This is a genomic window from Streptomyces sp. LMG1-1-1.1 (genome assembly GCF_040815545.1).
Lineage (GTDB): Bacteria > Actinomycetota > Actinomycetes > Streptomycetales > Streptomycetaceae > Streptomyces.
Window position 1 is genome coordinate 169235 of sequence record NZ_JBFPNH010000012.1, and the last position, 18465, is coordinate 187699.

Annotated in this window: 17 protein-coding genes and 1 riboswitch; of the genes, 3 read left to right on the forward strand and 14 right to left on the reverse strand. The window is 72.9% G+C overall.

Going from position 1 to position 18465, the window contains the following annotated elements; genetic code table 11:
• Positions 1–65 precede the first annotated feature (65 nt).
• A complete protein-coding gene (locus MRBLMG1_RS04575) occupies positions 66–830 on the reverse strand; it encodes a GntR family transcriptional regulator (RefSeq protein ID WP_367820952.1) in 765 nt (254 codons plus the stop codon).
• Between the two features lie 183 nt (positions 831–1013).
• Here MRBLMG1_RS04575 and MRBLMG1_RS04580 point away from each other — a divergent pair, with 183 nt between their 5' ends.
• A complete protein-coding gene (locus tag MRBLMG1_RS04580) occupies positions 1014–2354 on the forward strand; it encodes a DUF2252 domain-containing protein (protein ID WP_367820953.1) in 1341 nt (446 codons plus the stop codon).
• Positions 2355–2535: 181 nt separating this feature from the next.
• Here MRBLMG1_RS04580 and MRBLMG1_RS04585 read toward each other — a convergent pair whose 3' ends face one another.
• The 11 genes from MRBLMG1_RS04585 to MRBLMG1_RS04635 form a co-directional block, all read right to left on the reverse strand.
• Positions 2536–3927, reverse strand: coding sequence for an FAD-dependent oxidoreductase (locus MRBLMG1_RS04585; RefSeq protein WP_367820954.1), 1392 nt, complete (start codon positions 3925–3927; stop codon positions 2536–2538).
• A 203-nt stretch (positions 3928–4130) separates the two neighbouring features.
• On the reverse strand, positions 4131–4667 hold the full coding sequence (locus MRBLMG1_RS04590) for a PadR family transcriptional regulator (RefSeq protein ID WP_367820956.1): 537 nt from the start codon (positions 4665–4667) through the stop codon (positions 4131–4133).
• Positions 4668–4713: 46 nt separating this feature from the next.
• Positions 4714–6729 carry an FAD-dependent oxidoreductase gene (locus MRBLMG1_RS04595; protein ID WP_367820957.1) on the reverse strand — a complete coding sequence of 672 codons (2016 nt, stop codon included), beginning with the start codon at positions 6727–6729 and terminating at the stop codon, positions 4714–4716.
• A gap of 208 nt (positions 6730–6937) precedes the next feature.
• The gene (locus tag MRBLMG1_RS04600) at positions 6938–7828 is read right to left on the reverse strand and encodes an ATP-binding cassette domain-containing protein (RefSeq protein ID WP_367820959.1); all 891 of its coding nucleotides are present in this window, start codon (positions 7826–7828) and stop codon (positions 6938–6940) included.
• A complete protein-coding gene (gene cbiQ / locus MRBLMG1_RS04605) occupies positions 7825–8574 on the reverse strand; it encodes a cobalt ECF transporter T component CbiQ (RefSeq protein WP_367820961.1) in 750 nt (249 codons plus the stop codon). The genes MRBLMG1_RS04600 and cbiQ overlap by 4 nt, the downstream gene beginning before the upstream one ends.
• A 6-nt stretch (positions 8575–8580) precedes the next feature.
• Positions 8581–8973 carry an energy-coupling factor ABC transporter substrate-binding protein gene (locus MRBLMG1_RS04610; protein WP_367821030.1) on the reverse strand — a complete coding sequence of 131 codons (393 nt, stop codon included), beginning with the start codon at positions 8971–8973 and terminating at the stop codon, positions 8581–8583.
• Between the two features lie 8 nt (positions 8974–8981).
• Complete coding sequence (locus MRBLMG1_RS04615; protein ID WP_367820963.1) at positions 8982–9680, reverse strand: energy-coupling factor ABC transporter permease; 699 nt, start codon at positions 9678–9680, stop codon at positions 8982–8984.
• Positions 9681–9709: 29 nt separating this feature from the next.
• A riboswitch (cobalamin riboswitch) is annotated at positions 9710–9916 on the reverse strand.
• A 78-nt stretch (positions 9917–9994) separates the two neighbouring features.
• On the reverse strand, positions 9995–10435 hold the full coding sequence (locus tag MRBLMG1_RS04620) for a PTS-dependent dihydroxyacetone kinase phosphotransferase subunit DhaM (RefSeq protein ID WP_367820965.1): 441 nt from the start codon (positions 10433–10435) through the stop codon (positions 9995–9997).
• 140 nt (positions 10436–10575) lie between these two features.
• On the reverse strand, positions 10576–11196 hold the full coding sequence (dhaL, locus tag MRBLMG1_RS04625; protein ID WP_367820967.1) for a dihydroxyacetone kinase subunit DhaL: 621 nt from the start codon (positions 11194–11196) through the stop codon (positions 10576–10578).
• A 50-nt stretch (positions 11197–11246) separates the two neighbouring features.
• Positions 11247–12239: a dihydroxyacetone kinase subunit DhaK gene (gene dhaK, locus MRBLMG1_RS04630; protein WP_367820968.1), complete on the reverse strand. Its 993-nt coding sequence runs from the start codon at positions 12237–12239 to the stop codon at positions 11247–11249.
• An 888-nt stretch (positions 12240–13127) separates the two neighbouring features.
• On the reverse strand, positions 13128–13958 hold the full coding sequence (locus MRBLMG1_RS04635) for a DUF1206 domain-containing protein (RefSeq protein WP_367820970.1): 831 nt from the start codon (positions 13956–13958) through the stop codon (positions 13128–13130).
• A gap of 185 nt (positions 13959–14143) precedes the next feature.
• Between MRBLMG1_RS04635 and MRBLMG1_RS04640 the strand changes: the two genes are divergently transcribed.
• Together MRBLMG1_RS04640 and MRBLMG1_RS04645 are read left to right on the forward strand one after the other, a co-directional pair.
• Positions 14144–14953: an alpha/beta fold hydrolase gene (locus MRBLMG1_RS04640; RefSeq protein WP_367820972.1), complete on the forward strand. Its 810-nt coding sequence runs from the start codon at positions 14144–14146 to the stop codon at positions 14951–14953.
• A 331-nt stretch (positions 14954–15284) separates the two neighbouring features.
• A complete protein-coding gene (locus tag MRBLMG1_RS04645; RefSeq protein WP_367820974.1) occupies positions 15285–16778 on the forward strand; it encodes a hypothetical protein in 1494 nt (497 codons plus the stop codon).
• Positions 16779–16975: 197 nt separating this feature from the next.
• On the opposite strand, the gene MRBLMG1_RS04650 is transcribed toward MRBLMG1_RS04645, so the two are convergent.
• Both MRBLMG1_RS04650 and MRBLMG1_RS04655 read right to left on the reverse strand, forming a co-directional pair.
• On the reverse strand, positions 16976–17212 hold the full coding sequence (locus MRBLMG1_RS04650; RefSeq protein ID WP_367820976.1) for a hypothetical protein: 237 nt from the start codon (positions 17210–17212) through the stop codon (positions 16976–16978).
• 224 nt (positions 17213–17436) lie between these two features.
• Positions 17437–18405 (reverse strand): hypothetical protein, encoded by a 969-nt coding sequence (locus tag MRBLMG1_RS04655; protein WP_367820977.1) that lies wholly within the window; start codon positions 18403–18405, stop codon positions 17437–17439.
• Positions 18406–18465: the final 60 nt, after the last annotated feature.

Sequence of the window (18465 nt, forward strand, 5' to 3'; positions counted from 1 at the left end):
GCCCACTGGCGCGCCCGTGCCCCGTGACCCGCCGACGCGGATCACGGGGCACGCGCGGTGCGGGATCAGGCGCTGAACTCGTAGGTCCAGGCCGCCGACTGGGCCGAGAAGTCGATGTCCGTGATCTCCAGGGCGTGGCCGTGCTGGTCGCTGACCACCCGGTGGACGAGCAGCCGGGCCGCGCCGCCGGCCGCCGTCGTGGTGGGACCCGGCGGTACGCCGACCGACTCCCGGTGGGTGATCCGCAGCCCCGCCTGGTGCATCCAGTGGTAGAGCAGGCGCAGATCGGGCTGCCGGTGGCAGTCCCGGCCCCGTCGGTAGCGGGCCAGTTGGGGGATCTCGGTGAGGGCCGGCCGCGAGAACCACGACACCGCGCGCTGGAGGGCCGACCCCTGCGGTCCGAGCACCTGGTGCCGGTGGACGAGGGTCGGCTCGCCGGGGGCGAGGAGCAGGCGGGACGCCAGCGGGGTGGGCGGCGGCTCCCAGGTCAGCGAGGCCCGCACCAGCGCCTCGGCCGCGCGGGGGCCGCCCGGGAAGGTCGGCCGACGGGCCGTCAGGGCGGGCCCCGCCGGCTCGGCGGCGGTCGGGTCGCCAGGGCCGGCGGCGAACGTCCCGCGCCGGTCGGTGACCACGAGCCGCTCGTCCCTGAGGAGCTGGAGCGCGCTGCGCACCGTCTGCCGGTTGACGTGGTAGCGCTGGGACAGGGAACGCTCCGACGGGAGCCGGCTGCCGGGGGAGATGTGCCGTTGGGCGAGATCCTCGCGCAGGGCGGCGGCGACCCGGAGATAGAGCGGCGGTTCCGCTACCGCCTCGGATTCGGGCTCGGCCATGTTCAACCCTCTCTTCGCTCAGCGTGACCGCATGGGCCGTGTGGGTGATCAATTCCTATCATTGGTCTAAACCATTTTGCTAGGGCGGCCTCGCAGAGTGGCCGAAAGGAGCACCGCGTCTTGTAATGGGGAAGCAGGTGACAGGCACGAGACCGCCGCGGCGGAAGAAGGGGGTGGGGCCGGATGACTACACCGTCGGAGCGTGCCGCACTGGGCAAGGCGGCCCGCAAGCGGGTGTCCCGCTCGTCCCACGGCCGCTGGATACCCAGCTCACAGCGCCCCGACCCCATGCACCTCCTGGAGCGCGAGGCCGTGGACCGGCTGACGGACCTCGCCCCCCTCCGGTACGGCAGGATGGCCGCCTCCCCCTTCGCCTTCCTCCGAGGCGCCGCCTCCGTCATGGCTGCCGACCTCGGCGCCCAGCGCCACACCGGACTCACCGTCCAGCTGTGCGGCGACGCCCACCTCCTCAACTTCGGCGTCTACGCCTCACCCGAACGGACGCTGCTCTTCGACGTGAACGACTTCGACGAGACCCTCCCCGGCCCCTTCGAATGGGACGTCAAGAGGCTCGCCGCCAGCGTCACCGTCGCCGCCCTCCAGAACGGCAGCGCCAAGCCGAAGGCCCACAGGGCCGCCCTCGTGGCCGTCGAGTCCTACCGCACGACCATGCGCCACCTCGCCGGCCTCGGCGAACTCCCCGTCTGGTACGAGCGGATCGCCGCCGACGACGTGCTGTCCCTGGTCCGCCACGGCGAACGCGCCCGCGTCACCCACGGCCTGGCCCGCGCCCGCCGCCGCACCAGCCTCCAGGCCCTCGACAAACTCACCGAGACGGACGACTCCGGCACCCGGCGCTTCATCGAGGACCCGCCCCTCCTCGAACGCGTCACGGACATCGACCGGGTGACCCTCGGCAAGATCTTCAGCGACTACCGCAGCAGCCTCGCCGAGGACCGGCGCGTCCTCCTCGACCGCTTCCGCTACGTCGACGCGGCCCGCAAGGTCGTCGGCGTCGGCAGCGTCGGCACGCGCTGCTTCGTCCTCCTCCTCGAAGGACGCGACGCCTCGGACCCGCTCGTCCTCCAGATCAAGGAGGCGGGCACCTCCGTCCTGGAGCCGTACCTCGCACCCTCCGTGTACGACCACCAGGGCCACCGCGTCGTCTCGGGACAGCGCCTCATCCAGGCCGCCAGTGACATCTTCCTCGGCTGGATGACCGGACCCCAGGAACGCCACTTCTACTGGCGCCAGCTGCGGGACATGAAGGGCTCGGCCGAGGTCGAGACCATGACCCCGGGCACCCTGCGGGACTACGCGCGGCTCTGCGGCCGGGCCCTCGCCCGCGCCCACGCCCGCTCCGGCGACCGCATCGCCATCGCCTCCTACCTCGGCTCCACCGACGTCTTCGACCGCGCCGTCGCCGACTTCTCCCTCGCCTACTCCGGCCAGAACGCCGACGACTACGCGAGCCTCGGCGCCGCCATCGCCGCCGGCGTGATCACAGCGGCCCCGGGAGCCTGACCGTCCGCGACTGGCGTGAGGGGCCCCGCGCCACGGCAGGTCCGCGTCGGGCATGAAGGACCCCTGCGCCACGGCAGGTCCGCGACCGGCATGAGGGACCCCCGCGTCACGGCAGGTCCGCGAGCGACGTGAGGTACCCCCGCGTCACCGGAGGCGGGGGCCCCACCCGAGCGGCGCCGCCCTACGCGTCGCGGCGCAGCGGCGGCTCCGCCGGGGTCTCCCGGACCGGCCCGAACAGCACCGCCCGTGCCACCGCCGGCGCGAACAGGGCCGTCAGCGGGGCGGTCAGCGTGAGGGCCGCGCGGAACGGCGCCCCCACGACCGGGTCGCCCGCCGCCCGCTCCTGGACCCGGCGCAGGTACCAGCCGACCGCCTTGTCCGCCGGACCCGGGCGCGCCGCGTCGCCGGTGGCGCCGGGCATCTTCTTGTCGGCACCCGCGGAGATGTCCCAGGCCTGCTTCGAGGCGTCGAACAGCGCGCGCTGCACCTGGTGGGTGGTCGCCGTGCGCTTCGGATCGGTCAGCGCCCGGCGCAGTGCCACCGCGCTCATCGCGGCGACGGCCATGCCCTGACCGTAGATCGGGTTGAACGCGCACAGGGCGTCACCGGTGGCCAGGAAACCGGCCGGCCGGCGGCCCGGACGGTCGTACCGGCGACGGATGTTGGCGGTCTTGCGGAAGCCGTACACCGGCGACTCCGGCTCGGCCCGCGCCAGCCAGTCGCTGACCACCGGATGCGGCAGGCGCTTCGCGTACTCCTCGAACGCGCCCTCCTCGGTGGGCGGTTCGTCGCCGCGAAGTCCGGAGAGCGTCACCAGGTGCCGGCCGTCGCCGAGTGGCAGCACGACACCGCCGTACACCTGCGCGGGGTTGGGCACCAGGTAGTAGCCGACCGCGTCCGTGCCCGGGGCGTCGACGGGGGAGCGGTAGACCCGGGTGGCGTACGCGAGACCGGTGTCGAGGGTCTCCTCGTGCGGGGCCTCCGCGCCGATCCCCGCCAGCCAGTCGGCGGCCTTCGTGGACCGCCCCGACGCGTCCACCACGAGATCGGCCTCCAGGACGCGGGACTCCTTGTCCGCCCCCGCGCCGCGCTCGCGCAGCCGTACGCCCGTCACGCGGGAGGAGCCACCGGTCAGCCCGACCGTCTCGGTGCCCTCGACCAGCTCGATCCGCGGATCGGCGAGCACCCGCTGCCGCACCAGCCACTCCAGCTGGGGCCGCGGACCGGTGTAGAAGTGCGCCGTCGCGGGCGTCCGGCGGAACCACTGGCCGTTCTGCCACTGCACCATGTCCTCGGGCACGCCCACCTTCGGCGCCCCGAGCTCCCCCAGCTCCGCCATGAACCCGGGCAGCAGCTCGTCGAGCGCCCGCTGCCCGCCCGCGATCAGCACGTGCAGATGCCGTCCCTGCGGCACCCCCGCCCGCGCCTCCTGCCCCTCCGGGTACCGGTCGCGCTCCACGACCGTCACCCGCTCCGCGTGCTCCGCCAGCACCCGCGCGGCGAGCAGCCCAGCGAGACTTCCCCCGATGACCACCGCATGACGTGTCACGCGGTGCCCCAAGTCGTCGGCCATACCCGCCCTTTCCTCTCGTGGACCCAGAACTCCCCAGTATCCACGCCCCTCCGCCCCGCGTCGCCCCTGCCCGGTCCGGCCACTGCCCGCGCGGGAACACACCGGACCCCGGCCCGAGGCGGTCCGCCGGGCCGTGGACCTGCACACCTGCCCCTCCCCGCGCCCAACCCTCAGGCCCGATCACGCGCCCGGCCCCCGTGCCGTCACTCCGTGTCGAGCTCCGTGAGGGAGCTGGTGAGCCACTGGACCCAGAAGCGTTCCATGTCGATGCCGCCGCGTAGGACGAGATGGCGGAGGCGGTCGGGTTCGGTGAGGCGGCGGTCGGTGGGGAAGTCGCGGGCTTCGATGGCGAGGTACTCGTCCAACTGCTCGCGGTGCAGGGCGAGGTGGCGCCGGAGTTCGGTGCGGAGCCCGGGGGCGCCGACGACGGCGGCGGCGCGCATGCGGAGGAGGAGGGCGGCCCGCAGGGGCTTGGGGTCCTCCGCGCGGGCGACCCAGGTGCCGAGTTCGGCCCGGCCCGCGGGGAGCACCTCGTACTCCTTCTTCTGCCCCCGCGCGGGCACCGGGGCGGGTAGGGCGCGGATGTGCCCCGCCTGCTCCAGTTTGCCGAGCTCGCGGTAGATCTGCTGGTGCGTGGCCGACCAGAAGTAGCCGATCGACTTGTCGAAGCGGCGCGTCAGTTCGAGGCCGGAGGACGGCTTTTCGAGCAGCGCGGTGAGGATCGCGTGCGGGAGGGACATGCTCGCATCCTAGGTTCGGCCGGCCACGGTGATCAGCGAGCGGGCGTCACAGGGTGGCCGCGAGGCGGGTGCCCTGGTCGATGGCGCGCTTCGCGTCCAGCTCGGCGGCCACGTCGGCGCCGCCGATCAGGTGCGGGGCGCGGCCCGCCGCGACCAGAGCGTCGTACAGGTCCCGCTTCGGCTCCTGCCCGGAGCAGAGGACGACGGTGTCGACGGGCAGGAGCTGCTGCTCGCCGTCGACGGTGAGGTGCAGGCCCTCGTCGTCGATCCGGTCGTAGGAGACGCCCGCGACCATGGTGACGCCCCGGTGCTTGAGTTCGGTGCGGTGGATCCAGCCGGTCGTCTTGCCGAGTCCCGCGCCGACCTTCGAGGCCTTGCGCTGGAGGAGGTGCACCTGGCGGGGCGGGGCGTTGCGCTCGGGCGTGCGCAGGCCGCCGCGGTTCTCGTAGGAGGTGTCGACGCCCCACTGGCGGAAGTACGTCTCGGGGTCCTGGCTCGCGCCTTCGCCGCCGTCCGTGAGGAACTCGGCGACGTCGAAGCCGATGCCGCCCGCGCCGATGATGGCGACCCGGTCGCCGACGGGCGCGCCGTCGCGCAGCACGTCGAGGTAGCTGACGACGCTGGGGTGGTCGACGCCCGCGATGGCGGGCGTGCGGGGGGAGACGCCGGTGGCGACGACGACCTCGTCGTAGCCGTCCAGGTCGCCCGCGGTGACCAGGGTGTTCAGCCGGACGTCGACGCCGCGCTCGGCGAGCTGGACGCGGAAGTAGCGGAGCGTCTCGTCGAACTCCTCCTTGCCGGGCACCTGCTTGGCGACGTTCAGCTGGCCGCCGATCCGGGCGGAGGCGTCGAAGAGGGTGACGGCGTGGCCGCGTTCGGCCGCCGACACGGCGCAGGCGAGACCGGCCGGGCCGGCGCCGACGACCGCGACGCGCTTGGCGAGGCGGGTGGGGGAGAGGACGAGCTCGGTCTCGTGGCAGGCGCGCGGGTTGACCAGGCAGGACGTGATCTTCAGGTTGAAGGTGTGGTCCAGGCAGGCCTGGTTGCAGCCGATGCAGGTGTTGATGGTGTCGGCGCGGCCTGCCGAGGCCTTCGCGACGAAGGCGGGGTCGGCGAGGAACGGCCGGGCGAGCGACACGAGGTCGGCGCGGCCGTCGGCGAGGATCTCCTCGGCGACCTCGGGCGTGTTGATGCGGTTGCTGGTGACGAGCGGCACGGAGACCGCGCCCATCAGCTTCTTCGTCACCCAGGTGTACGCGCCGCGCGGCACCGATGTGGCGATGGTGGGGATGCGCGCCTCGTGCCAGCCGATGCCCGTGTTGATGATGGTCGCGCCCGCCGCCTCGATCTCCTTGGCGAGCTGGACGACCTCTTCGAGGGTGGAGCCGCCGGGGACGAGGTCCAGCATGGACAGGCGGTAGACGAGGATGAAGTCCTCGCCGACCCGCTCGCGGATCCGGCGGACGATCTCCAGGGGGAAGCGGACGCGGTTCTCGTAGCCGCCGCCCCAGCGGTCGGTGCGCTGGTTGGTGGCGGCCGCGATGAACTCGTTGATCAGGTAGCCCTCGGAGCCCATCACCTCGACGCCGTCGTAGCCGGCCTCCTTGGCCAGCTCGGCGCAGCGGGCGTAGTCCTCGACGGTCTGCTCGACCTCGTCGTCGGTCAGCTCGTTCGGTACGAAGGGGCTGATCGGCGCCTTGATCGCGCTGGGGCCGACCAGGCCAGGGTGGTACGCGTACCGGCCGAAGTGCAGGATCTGCATCGCGATCCGGCCGCCCTCGGCGTGCACGGCGTCGGTGATCAGCCGGTGCTCGGCGACCTCCTCGGCGGTGGTCAGCTTGGCCCCGCCGTCCCACGGCCGTCCGGCCTCGTTGGGTGCGATGCCGCCGGTGACGATCAGGCCGGCGCCACCCTTGGCCCGCTCCGCGTAGAAGGCGGCCATGCGCTCGAAGCCGTGCTCAGTCTCCTCGAGGCCGACGTGCATCGAGCCCATGATCACCCGGTTGGGCAGGGTCGTGAACCCCAGGTCGAGCGGGCTCAGCAGGTGCGGGTACGGGGTCATGGGGCGCCTCCTCGGGCAGGATCGTCGACCTCAGTTCTAGGGGACCCCCTGTGGTTGTGCAACTAGTTGCAGAAGATTGGGGACGTGACATCTACTACTCGGTACCCACGGACGCCACCGCTCAGGACGGGCCGCCGACCCCCGTCGCGTGCGTCCCCGCCACCTGCGGCTCGACCGCCTGTGCCCTGACGGTCTGCGCCCTGACCGCCTACGCCCCGGCCACCTGCGCCCCGGCCCCCTGTGGCCCGGCCCAGGCGTCCAGGTCCTCGGGTGTCCGGGGCTCCCGCGCGTCCGGGGTGAGCAGGCCCTGTGCGCGCAGAAGGCGGGCCACGGTGGTGCCCCAGGGCCGGCGGAGCCGGGCGGCGGCGAGGAGGGCGTCGTCGGCGAGGAGCTCCGCGACCGGCCCCGTGCGAAGACCCGAGGGCGAGAGGACCGCCGCCTCGTCGGCCCAGCGCAGCGCCAGGTCCACGTCGTGCGTCGCCATCACCACCGTGGTGCCCGACGCGCGGAGCCGCCCGAGGGCGTCGAGGAGCATCTCCTGGCCGTGCGGGTCGAGGCCGGCCGTCGGCTCGTCCATGATCAGGACCCGGGGCCGCATCGCCACGGCGCCGGCGATGGCGGCCCGCTTGCGCTGACCGTACGACAACAGGTGCGTCGGCCGGTCCGCGAGCGCCACGATGTCCAGCGCCTCGAGCGCCTCGCGCACCCGGAGCCGCACCTCGTCCTCGGGCAGCCCCAGGTTCATCGGCCCGAACGACACGTCCTGGCCGACCGAGGCCGCGAACAGCTGGTCGTCCGGGTCCTGCACCACGAGCTGCACGGTGGTCCGCAGCCGGGTCAGGCCCCGGCGGTCGTACGTCACCTCCGCACCGTCCAGGAGCAGCGAACCGCCCCCGCACCGCAGCCCGCCGCTCAGCAGCCGCAGCAGCGTCGTCTTGCCGCTGCCGTTGCGGCCGAGGAGCGCGACGGCACGCCCCTCCGCCACCGCGAAGTCCACGCCCGACAGGACGGCGGGCCCGTCCTCGTAGGCGAACCCCGCCCCCACCAGCTCCACGACCGGCGTCGAGCCCCGGGGCGTCGTCGCGTTCTGAGGCGTCACGGAAGGAACCTTTCCAGTACGAGGGTGAGGGCGACGAGCCCCCCGAGCAGCACGGCCGTCGCCGCGAGGAACCGGCGGGAGATCCCGCACGCGGGCACGAGCACCCGCAGCGTCCCGTCGTACCCCCGCCCGGCGAGCCCCGACTGCAGGCGCTGCGCCCGGTCGAAGGCCCGGACGAACGTGGTCGCGCCGAGCCCCGCGAGCGAACGCCAGGTCGCGGCCCGGGTGGTGTGCCCCAGACGCGCCGCCTGGGCCTGCCGGATCCGGGACAGCGAGTCGAGCAGCAGGAAGATGATCCGGTACATCACGAGCGCCACGTCCACCACCGGCGCCGGCACGCCCGCCCGGACCAGCCGGGGCAGCACGTCGGACATCGGCGTCGTGAACGCGAACAGCAGCACCCCGAGCGAAGCCGACGCGGTCCGCAGCAACAGCCCGCCCGCGTGCGCCGGGCCACCGGGCGCCAGCGCCACGACTCCCCGCGCCCCACCCACCTCGAACAGCAGCGGGACCGCGCCCGTGACACAGAACCCGAGCGGAACGCGAAACGCCCGCCACAGCTGGCGGCCCGGCACGCCGGCCGGCCCGAGCAGCACCCCGAGCGTCACCGCCGCCACGAGCACCGCGCCCGGCCACGGCGGCAGACCCACCGCGCACAGCGTCAGACCGAAACCGAGCACCGCCTTCTCGGCGGGATGGCGGGAGCGCCAGCGACTGCTGTGCGCCGCCGCGTCGATGGGCAGCATCGGCGACTACACGTCCCGCCCGTCGACGGGCCGGGCAGCGGCCCCCGTGTCGCCCTCGTCCCCTGCCGCACCGTCCGCCTCGGCCCTCGCCGCCGCGGCCCGCGCCTCCCCCTGCCGGCGGCCGCGCCGCAGGCCGAAGTAGTACGCCAGGACGCCGGCGCCCAGGGCCGCCTGGAGCGCGAAGAGCGCCGACTCGATCTCGCCGGACGGCGGCTCGTACAGGGGGCTGAACCAGGGCTCGTAGTCGGGAGCGAGTTCGGAGACGGCCGTCTCCGCCTCCCCGTCGGACCCGGTGAACGGCTGCTCCTTGTGGTCGCCGAGACCCAGCGCCAGCGGCAGCACCGCGAGCGCGACGACGACCAGCAGCAGCAGTCCGTTGATCTTCGCGTTTCGGCTGATCCTGACGCTCATCGCGCGGCCGCCTCCTTGTCGAGCGCGGTCCGCGGCCGGGGGAGGACACCCAGCCGGGTCAGCTCGCCCTTGCTCGACTGGGTGAGGAGCCGCATCACGAGCACGGTGAGCAGGCCCTCGCTCACCGCCAGCGGAATCTGCGTCACCGCGAAGATCCCGCCGAACTTGGCCAGCGCGCCCGCCACCCCCGTCCCGGCGTCCGGGAACGCCAGCGCCAGCTGCACGCTGGTGACGCAGTACGTGGAGAGGTCGGCGACAAACGCGCCGAAGAAGACGGCCACCATCAGCGGCGTACCGAACCGGCGCAGCAGCCGGTACGTCCCGTACCCCGCCCAGGGCCCGACGATCGCCATCGAGAAGGCGTTGGCGCCGAGCGTGGTCAGGCCGCCATGGGCGAGCAGCAGCGCCTGGAACAGCAGGGTGATCGTGCCGAGGACCGCCATGATCGGCGGCCGGAACAGGATCGCGCCCAGCCCCGTACCGGTCGGATGAGAGCAACTACCCGTCACCGACGGAAGCTTGAGCGCGGACAGGACGAACGTGAAGGCGCCGGACGCGCCCAGCAGCAGCGTGGACTCGGGGTTGGACCGCACCTCTCGGGTCAGCGCGCGGACCCCGTGGACGACGAACGGGGCGGCCGCGACGCCCCAGGCGGCGGCGTGAGCGGGGGGCAGATACCCCTCGGCTATATGCATGGTCGGGAGACCCTCTCCAGCACCTCGTGGATGGACAACGCACCCTGGCCGGTCTCCTGGCTGACGGTCATGCCGTCCGACTCCGCCTTCCCACACCGCGGCGGTCTCCCGTCGCGGTCCAGTGGCTTCCCCGAGGGTGTTCCCCGCGGGGGTGGAGCCGGACCTCCCGATCACAGTGGCGAGGGCCGCACCGGTACTGCACCGGTTTCCCGTACACCAAGGCCCTGCGACATTAGTGGGTTGACCTGCTGCATCACAACACGGTCGCCACCCGGCGCGCCCCCTCCGTCACTCCGCGCACTCGCCGCGCAGCCTCATTCCTTCCGGTACGCGTACGCCTCCGAGGCCGCCGCCGCCACCGCGTCGAGGTCCCCGCCCGCGCTCGCCGTCACCAGCGCCGCGACCGCGCCCTCGACGAACGGAGCGTCCACCAACCGCGAACCCGCGGGCAGTTCGTCCCCCTCGGCCAGCAGCGCCTTCACCGTGAGCACCGCGCTCCCCAGATCGACCAGGAGCGCCACCCCGGCACCCCGGTCCACCGCCCTCGCCGCCTCGGCGATCAGCTCCGAACTCGTCCCCAGCCCCCCGTCCGGCGTCCCACCCGCCGCCGCCACCGGCGCGAGCCCACCCCCGCCCGCAAGCCCCCGCGCCAGCTCGACCACGGCCGCCGCGACCGCCGCACTGTGCGACACGAGCACGATGCCGACGGAGGCGGAGGGGGAGGGGGAGGGGGAGGCGGACGCGGACGCGGACACGGACGCGCCCGACGTCGACGAGACGGATGTCGGAGCGCCGGGTGTCGGAGCGTCGGGTGTCGAAGCGTCGGGAGTCGAAGCGTCGGATGCCGAAGCTCCGGACGTCGAAGGGCCGGGAGTCGACCCGTCAGTCGCCGTGTTCAAGACACCCCCTCGGTGCGCGCGGTCTCGGCGAGCGTCGAGAACAGCAGGGCCGACGACGTCGCCCCCGGATCCTGGTGCCCGACCGACCGTTCGCCGAGGTAGCTCGCCCGACCCTTGCGCGCCCGCAGGGGTACGGTCCCGAGGGCGCCCTCCTCGGCGGCGGCGCGGGCCGCGTCGAACGAGGTCCGCAGGCCCTCCACGGCCGGCACCAGCGCGTCCAGCATCGTCTTGTCGCCCACCTGCGCTCCGCCGAGCTGGGACACGGCGGCGACGCCCGCACCCAGTGCCTCCGCGAGCTGCGCGCGGTTGATCCGCTCGTCGTCGCCGAGGGTCTTGCCGGTGCGGCGCAGCAGCGTCCCGTACAGGGGCCCCGACGCGCCGCCGACGGTGGAGATGAGCTGCCGTCCTGCGGTGCCCAGCACGGCGCCGGGGGTCGTCGGCGGTTCCTTGGCCAGCGTCTCGGCGACGGCGGCGAATCCGCGCTTGAGGTTGGCGCCGTGGTCGGCGTCGCCGATGGCCGAGTCCAGCTCGGTCAGCCGGTCCGCCTCGCGCTCCACGACCTCGGCGACCGCGGCCAGCCAGCGCACCAGGAACTCCGCGCCGAACGTCTCCGTCATGCCCTCTCCCTCGCCCGTTCCCTCGTCCGCCGGTGTCCTCACGGCCCGGCTCACCGGCCCCAGCGCAGCGCGGGCGTCTGCACCGGCGCGTCCCACAGCCGCAGCAGTTCCTCGTCCACCTGGCACAGCGAGACCGAGCAGCCCGCCATGTCGAGCGAGGTCACGTAGTTCCCGACCAGTGTCCGCGCCACCGGCACGCCCCGCTCGGCGAGCACCCGCTGCACCTCCGCGTTGAAGCCGTACAGCTCAAGGAGCGGAGTCCCGCCCATGCCGTTGACCAGCACGAGCACCGGACCGGTGGGGCGCAGGTCCTCGATGACGGCGTCCACGGCGAAGTCGGCGATCTCCCGCGACGTCATCATGGCCCGGCGCTCGCGGCCCGGCTCGCCATGGATCCCGACGCCCAACTCCAGCTCCCCGTCCGGGAGGTCGAAGGTGGGGCTGCCCTTCGCGGGCGTCGTGCACGCGCTCAGTGCCACCCCGAAGGACCGCGACCGCTCGTTCACCCGGCGCGCGACCGACTCCACCCGCTCCAGCGGCGCCCCCTCCTCGGCCGCCGCCCCCGCGATCTTCTCCACGAACAGCGTGCCACCCGTGCCGCGCCGCCCCGCCGTGTACAGGCTGTCCGTCACCGCCACGTCGTCGTCGACCAGGACCTTCGCGACCTGGATGCCCTCGTCCTCCGCGAGCTCCGCAGCCATCTCGAAGTTCAGTACGTCCCCCGTGTAGTTCTTCACGACGAACAGCACCCCGGCCCCGCTGTCCACCGCCGCCGCGGCCCGCACCATCTGATCGGGCACCGGCGACGTGAACACCTCCCCAGGACACGCCGCCGCCAACATCCCCGGCCCCACGAACCCCCCGTGCAACGGCTCATGCCCGGACCCACCCCCGGACACCAACGCCACCTTCCCCGCCACGGGCGCGTCCCTCCGCACCACGACCCGCCGCTCCACGTCCACGGTCAACTCGGGATGTGCCGCCGCCATCCCCCGCAGCGCGTCAGCGACGACGGTCTCCGGGACGTTGATCAACATTCTCATACGTGACTCCTAGCAGGTAGCGGGTGTGGCCCTGACCGGTGTCTTGCTGACTTAGGTGACGGCGTGTCAGGTGCCGACTCGATGTGCGGTGGTTTGCAGGTGCAGAGGATGGTCCCTTCAGCAGTATCGTCGGCTGCCGGCGACGATCACAGACCGCCTTGACCGGTGTGTTGCTTGGACACGTGGCGGCGTCGACGCTGCCTAAGCAGGTTGACGGACGCTCGCGCCGTGTCTCGCTGCCGTGTGGGCGCCTACTCATCGTCGGCCCGGGCTCTGCGTCTTCCGGGCCGCCGCAGGGGGGGCGTTGGCAGATTCTTCGTCTACCAGCGGTTCACGGGTTCCGACGTGCTGGCCAGGGGGAATGTTCTCGCTGACGGTCCTCGTGAGCGAGATGGCCCGGGAATGGTCCGGATCTTGGGGCTTGATGGCGCTTGGCGTTGGAGACTTCGGTGCCCTCGGAGGTCAGGAAGAACACGACGGCCGCCACGGCGAACATGAGGATGCCGCCGATGAGTCCGGCGCCCTGGAGGGAGTGCGTGAAGGCGTCGGTGTGCGCCGGCGGAGCAGGGCGGCGACCATGGAGAACATCGTGCCGAGCGCGGCCGGATCGTTTTGCCGGCGGGACTCGCCTGCGTGGGCGGAGCGGCCCGGGCCCGGATCGCCGGCGGCACGGACGTGCCGAGCGGCCTGGCGGGCCTCGGACGCGGGGCGGAACTGCTGGCGCGGGAGAAGCTCTCGGCGTTCGGCTGAGCCGCCGCAGCGGTCACCGCGCCGCCGGTGACCTGGCGGGAACACCGCCGCGCCCTGCGGGCCGGCTGACCGTAGGAGGCGAACTGCCCGGCCCCCGGCAGTTCTGGCGTGCGGGGCTTTCGGATCAGGGCCGTCGGATCAGACGTCGCGCCACTTCGCCTGGCCGAAGGAGAAGATCCCGAAGAGGACGAGTCCGACGGCCACGGCGACCAGCAGCCACGGCCCGGCGGGGGTCTGCGCGAACGAGCGGATCGCGTCGTCCATGCCCTTGGCCTCGTCCGGGTCGAACTGGATCGCCGCCTTCAGCCCGAAGAAGCCGATCGCGGCGAAGACCAGCCCGCGTCCCACACCGCCGGCGATGCCGGTCACGTCCATGAAGCGCCGCTGCTTCTCGGACATCGTGGCCCACGTCAGGTGCTTGCGGTACTTCCGCATCACGGCCCGGGCGCCCATCCACAGGCCCGCGCCGAGGAAGCCCACGGCCGCAGCGGCGACCAGCCACTGCCCCGCCGGCAGGTCGAGGAGGCGGCCGGTGATGTCGTGGCTCTGGCGGTCGGTCGAGCCGGCGCCGCTGTCCCGGTTCCCCGTCGCGAAGGACAGGACGAAGAAGGCCGAGACGGCGTAGAAGACGGCCCGGGCGCCGGACACGGCCCGCTTGGCCGACTTGTCGCCCTTCGGGCCCGCGCTGCCGAACAGGGCCTCCGAGAGCCGCCACAGCGCCATCCCGACGAGTCCGATGCCGAGGGCCCAGAGCATCACGGCTCCGAACGGCGTCCCGGCGACCTGGGCGAGGGCGCCGCCCTTGTCGGCCTGTTCGCCGGTGCCCGTCAGGCCGATGCGTACGGCCAGGATCCCGATGAACAGGTACAGCACCCCCCGTGCGACGAAGCCCGTCCGGGCGCCCGCTCGTACTACGTCCCCACGGGCCGCTCTTCTCGCGACGGCCGTGGTCGACCCCCCTGCGCTCATGCCCATTCACCCCTCTCGGATCGGAAGGACCGGGTGCCCCGTCTTCCGCGTTCGAACCCCCGCGGCGCGTTCGAACCCTGAACGGCATGCGCCGCACGAGCCGGCGCGGGCCACCGTTTGCGGCCCTCCGGGGCCCGGCGGAGACTGGGCGGGGCAGGGGGCCGATCCGGAGAGGGCCTGGGACGATGGGCGCTTACGCTGACCTTCCTGGGGTCAGGACCTGGTACGAGACCGAGGGCGACGGTGACCCGCTGGTCCTGCTGCACGGCGGTTTCTGCACCAATGAGACGTGGGGCGCCCAGCGCTCCGACCTCGCCGGCGAGTACCGCCTCTTCCTGCCTGAGCGGCGCGCCCACGGGCACACCCCCGACGTGCCGGGGCCGCTGTCGTACCAGGACATGGCGGACGACACGGTGGCGTTCCTGGAGCGGGTGGTCGGGGGTCCGGCGCATCTGGTCGGGTGGAGCGACGGCGGTGTGGTCGCGCTGCTCGTCGCCGCCGCCCGGCCCGATCTGGTCGGCGGGGTCGTGGCGATCGGGGCGAACTTCCGCCCCGGGCCCGAGTGCTTCGTCGATCCGGCGATGCTCGACGGGATGACGCCCGACAGCCCGGACATGGAGTTCTTCCGCGAGATGTACGCGGCGGTCACGCCGGACGGCGCCGACCACTGGCCGGTGGTGGCGGCCAAGATGATCGAGATGTGGCGGACCCAGCCGGTACTCGTTCCCGACGACCTGGGGCGCGTACGGGCGTCCACCCTGGTCGTGGTCGGCGACGACGACCTGATGACGCTCGAACACACCGCCACCCTGTACCGCGCGATACCGGGAGCCCTGCTGGCCGTGGTGCCCGGGGCGTCCCACCTGGTGCCGCTGGAACAGCCGGCCGTGGTCAACCGGATGATCCTCGACCATCTGGCGCGGGGCGCCGCCGTCGAGACGATGATGCCGGTCCTGCGCGCGGCGCCCGGTGCCCCGGGCGGGACCCCCGGCTGATCCTGGGCGATCGACGTCCGGCCAAGGCTTTGGTAGACCCTAGAGGCGTACGACGTCGACGGCGGCGTGGCGATCCTCCACCTCAGGTGAGACAACGATTGCGGCTACTCCTGCCAGGTCATCCGCGTGGTCCAGTAGGTCTCGGGCGTCGAGTGCCCGACCTACCCCCGTGCCCGGTGGTCTCCACCGGACCACGCCGCGCCGCGCAGCGCCCAGGTGACGGCCCCGCCCTCGCTCCAGGGAGCGGGCAGTTTCCGCGCCCTGGAGCGAGCCTCTACCTTGGACTCCGGCGGCCATCGCAAGTAGCCGCATGGGCAAGGGGGTTGGGCCAATGGTGACAGGTCCGGCGGATGCGGCATCCGTCAGCGGGGTGGGGTTCGGGGACTACTACCGGGCGCATGTGGGGCCGCTCGTCGCCCTGTCGCTGCTGCGGGGCGCGGACCTGGTGGAGGCGGCGCGGCTCGCCCAGGACGCGATGACGGTGGCCCGGCGGTGGATGGACCTGCTGGGCGCGAACGCGGCCGGGGCCGCGAAGGACACCAGGTCCCCCGTGGTCACCGCGCAGGCGCTGCGGGCCTGGACGTGCCGGATGACCGTCGGGGGCGGCTGCGGAGTGCTCCGCCCAGCGCACGGGACGGCGCCCGCCCTCATGGGGAAGGGCAGCACGGACGCCCTCGTGCAGGTCCGGACGGTGGGGGCGCTCGCCCCGCTGAGAGAGTTGAACGAGCGCCAACTCAACGTCATCGCCTGTCGGTTAGCCGGCTGTGCGCCGGGAGCGATCGGGTACGAGCTGGGCCTGTCGATGCCGAAGGTGCACCGCACCCTGCGCCACGTCGGCATGCTGCTCGGAGCGGAGACGGGGGCAGGGCAGGCCGGAGGTGCCGAGGCGCAGGGGGAGGTCGAGGGGCCCGGGACGGCCGAGGGGTGCGCGGAGGCAGACGTCAGGTTCGCGGAACTGCTGGGCGAGCTGGTCGCCGCACTGGATCCCGTACTCGACCTGCGGGCCGGGCTGGACGAGGTGAGCGGCTCCCTTGGGGCGGCACGCACCACCGCCCGCCGCGCCCCCGTACCGCCGCTGTGGAACCTCGGCCCCCCGCTCCCCGTGCCGCCCTTCGGCGCACCCGTGCTGCACTCGTTCGCCGAGTCCGCGCACTCCGGGGTACGGGTGTACGCGAGCGGCCTCGCCCGGTGTGACGCGCCGGGACGCGAGGCCGTGCTCGGCGGGTTTCCCGCGGTCGTACTGGCGGCCGTACGGCTCGGAGCGGTGCTCGCCCTCCAGGTGGAGCGGTTCCGGCGGGAGGCCGAGAGGTCCGGGACACGGGCCACCAGGGACGAGTTCCGGAGGGAGGACGCCCTGGCGTTCGCGGTCGCACTGGCACAGGACGCCGCGCTCGCCGCGCCGATGTTCGACGCGGTGAAGGACCTGGACGTCCCGCGCCGCGTCGGCTTCCTGGCGTCGGGCCTCGCCCATGACGACCCCTGGACCAACGAGGTCTCCTACGACGGGATCGAAGCCTCCCTCGCCCTGGCCGAGTTCCGGCGCGCGGCGGTGCGGGCGGCGCTGCGCGCGTCGCACCGGGCCGGTGCGGACGCCTCCCTTCAGCCCGGCGGCCGGCTCGCCGAGGCCCTCACGCAGTCCCTGAGCGACACCCACCGGATGATCCGGCAGCTCGACGAACTGAACAGCGACCTCTCGCGTGCCGAGTCGACCCTCCCGGACGGCTACTACGTCGACATGACCCGGGACTTCGACCTCCACGAGAGCTTCCACGCGGACCTGGCCTTCGGCATCGACGCCCTCCGGAAGGCCCTGGCGCAGCCCTAAGGACCGTCTCCTGGATCCGCCGTGAGATCCCCGCCCTCGTGTGCCCGAGGCCGGTAGCGCGGGAGTCTGGGCACGGCCTGAGCGGGGGCAAGAGGTACGGGAGGCTCCACGGGGTCAGGATCGACGCTCGGGTCCGGGACGGCTCGGCGTGCGCGGCCTTGCGAAGGAGTGGGTGGACCGTCCCATCGGTGTTCACCTCATGATTCAGCCGCTTCGGGTGCGGGCAGTACCGTGACCCTGAGGCCGAAGTAGGTTCCGGGGTCGACGTCCGTGATCTTGATCAGGCCGATCGCCCCGGTGGTCGAGATGACACAGATGCGGTCGCCCTTGACCATCAAGTATTCGTTGAGGGTGTCCTCGAATCTTGTGGCCTCCTTGCAGTCGGCAAGGGACGTCGACCCGTCCTTGATCAGCTTGGCGCCCTGCCCCGCCATGAGTTCGTTAGAGAAGTCGTCCCAATAGACTTCCAGCCCCTGGCCTTGCCCCAAAGACCGGTCGAGCGGACTTCACATATGGGACGCACCGCGGTCTACCCTGAGTTCCCACGGCTTGCACGGAATCGACCTGAACCACCCCGGGGGCGGCAGGTTCCCGCTGACGGGCGCGGTGGAGACCGCCTACCGCTGCGAGGACCGCGGAGCGACGGGTCGTCCGGGGGTCAGAACAGCGAGTTGTCACCCCGCAGCCGGCGTCGCAGGAACGTGGCGAAGGTCTGGTCCTCCAGGCAGGTGAGGGCCGAGGCGTCCGGCTCGATGTAGGCGACGCGCCACTCCTCGGGGGCGCCCTTGGCGGTGAGCCAGCCGAACGCCCGGCCCCCGACCTCTCCCCACTGCAGGAACAGCCCGTCCTCGTCCAGTCGGCGCAGTCCCGGCGTCCCCGGACCGCCCGAGACGGGGAAGACCCGTACGCCGGCGACGGCGCCGCCGGGGAACTCCCTCATGATCGCCAGGTAGTCCTCCGGGAGAGCGCCGAATGACCCTCCCGCCCGGTCGAGCAGCTCCTCCGCGTACTGCCGGACGCCGGGAACGCCGATGCTCCGCACGCGGGTGACGATCTCCTCGACCGCTTCGATGTCACGGTTCGCCAGCACCGTGGCCGTCGCACGCTTGTCGTCGGCGACCTTCCAGAAGGTGCCCGCCTCGTACTCCTGGTACGTCTCGAAAGCGGGCGTTCCCTCGGAACGCCCCGTGACGGCCCGAGTGACGAACTCCGAGGCGGAGAAGGGAAGGTCCAGCCAGAACTGGAAGTCGGTGTCCGTGAGGACGGTCGTCCAGTCCGCGGTGTCGGCGGAGGTGGTGTCCCACAGCAGCACGCCGTCGTTGGCGGTGCGCCCCCAGGGCACCATGCCGTGGGGCCGTGGGTGCAGCGGCAGCCAGAGCTCCTGCTCGCGGCTTTCCAGGGCCTCCCTCATGTCCGAGACGCGCAGCGCGGTGTCCCGGGTGAAGTCGTCCAGGGAGCGCACAGGGACATCGGTCCCGCCGAGCAGCACGGAAGCCGCGATCACCCCCTGCGGCAGGGCCTGGACCAGCAGCTCGAAGTCCTCGGGGACGACCTGGCCGTACCCCTCTCCCTCCGGCCGCACCGGGGCGTCGAGACCCAGCAGCCGGACGACGTCGAGATGATTCATGTGTTCCTTCCTTGACGGCAGCGGCGGTGGGGCGGCGGCCGCGACGCCGCTCACCCCACC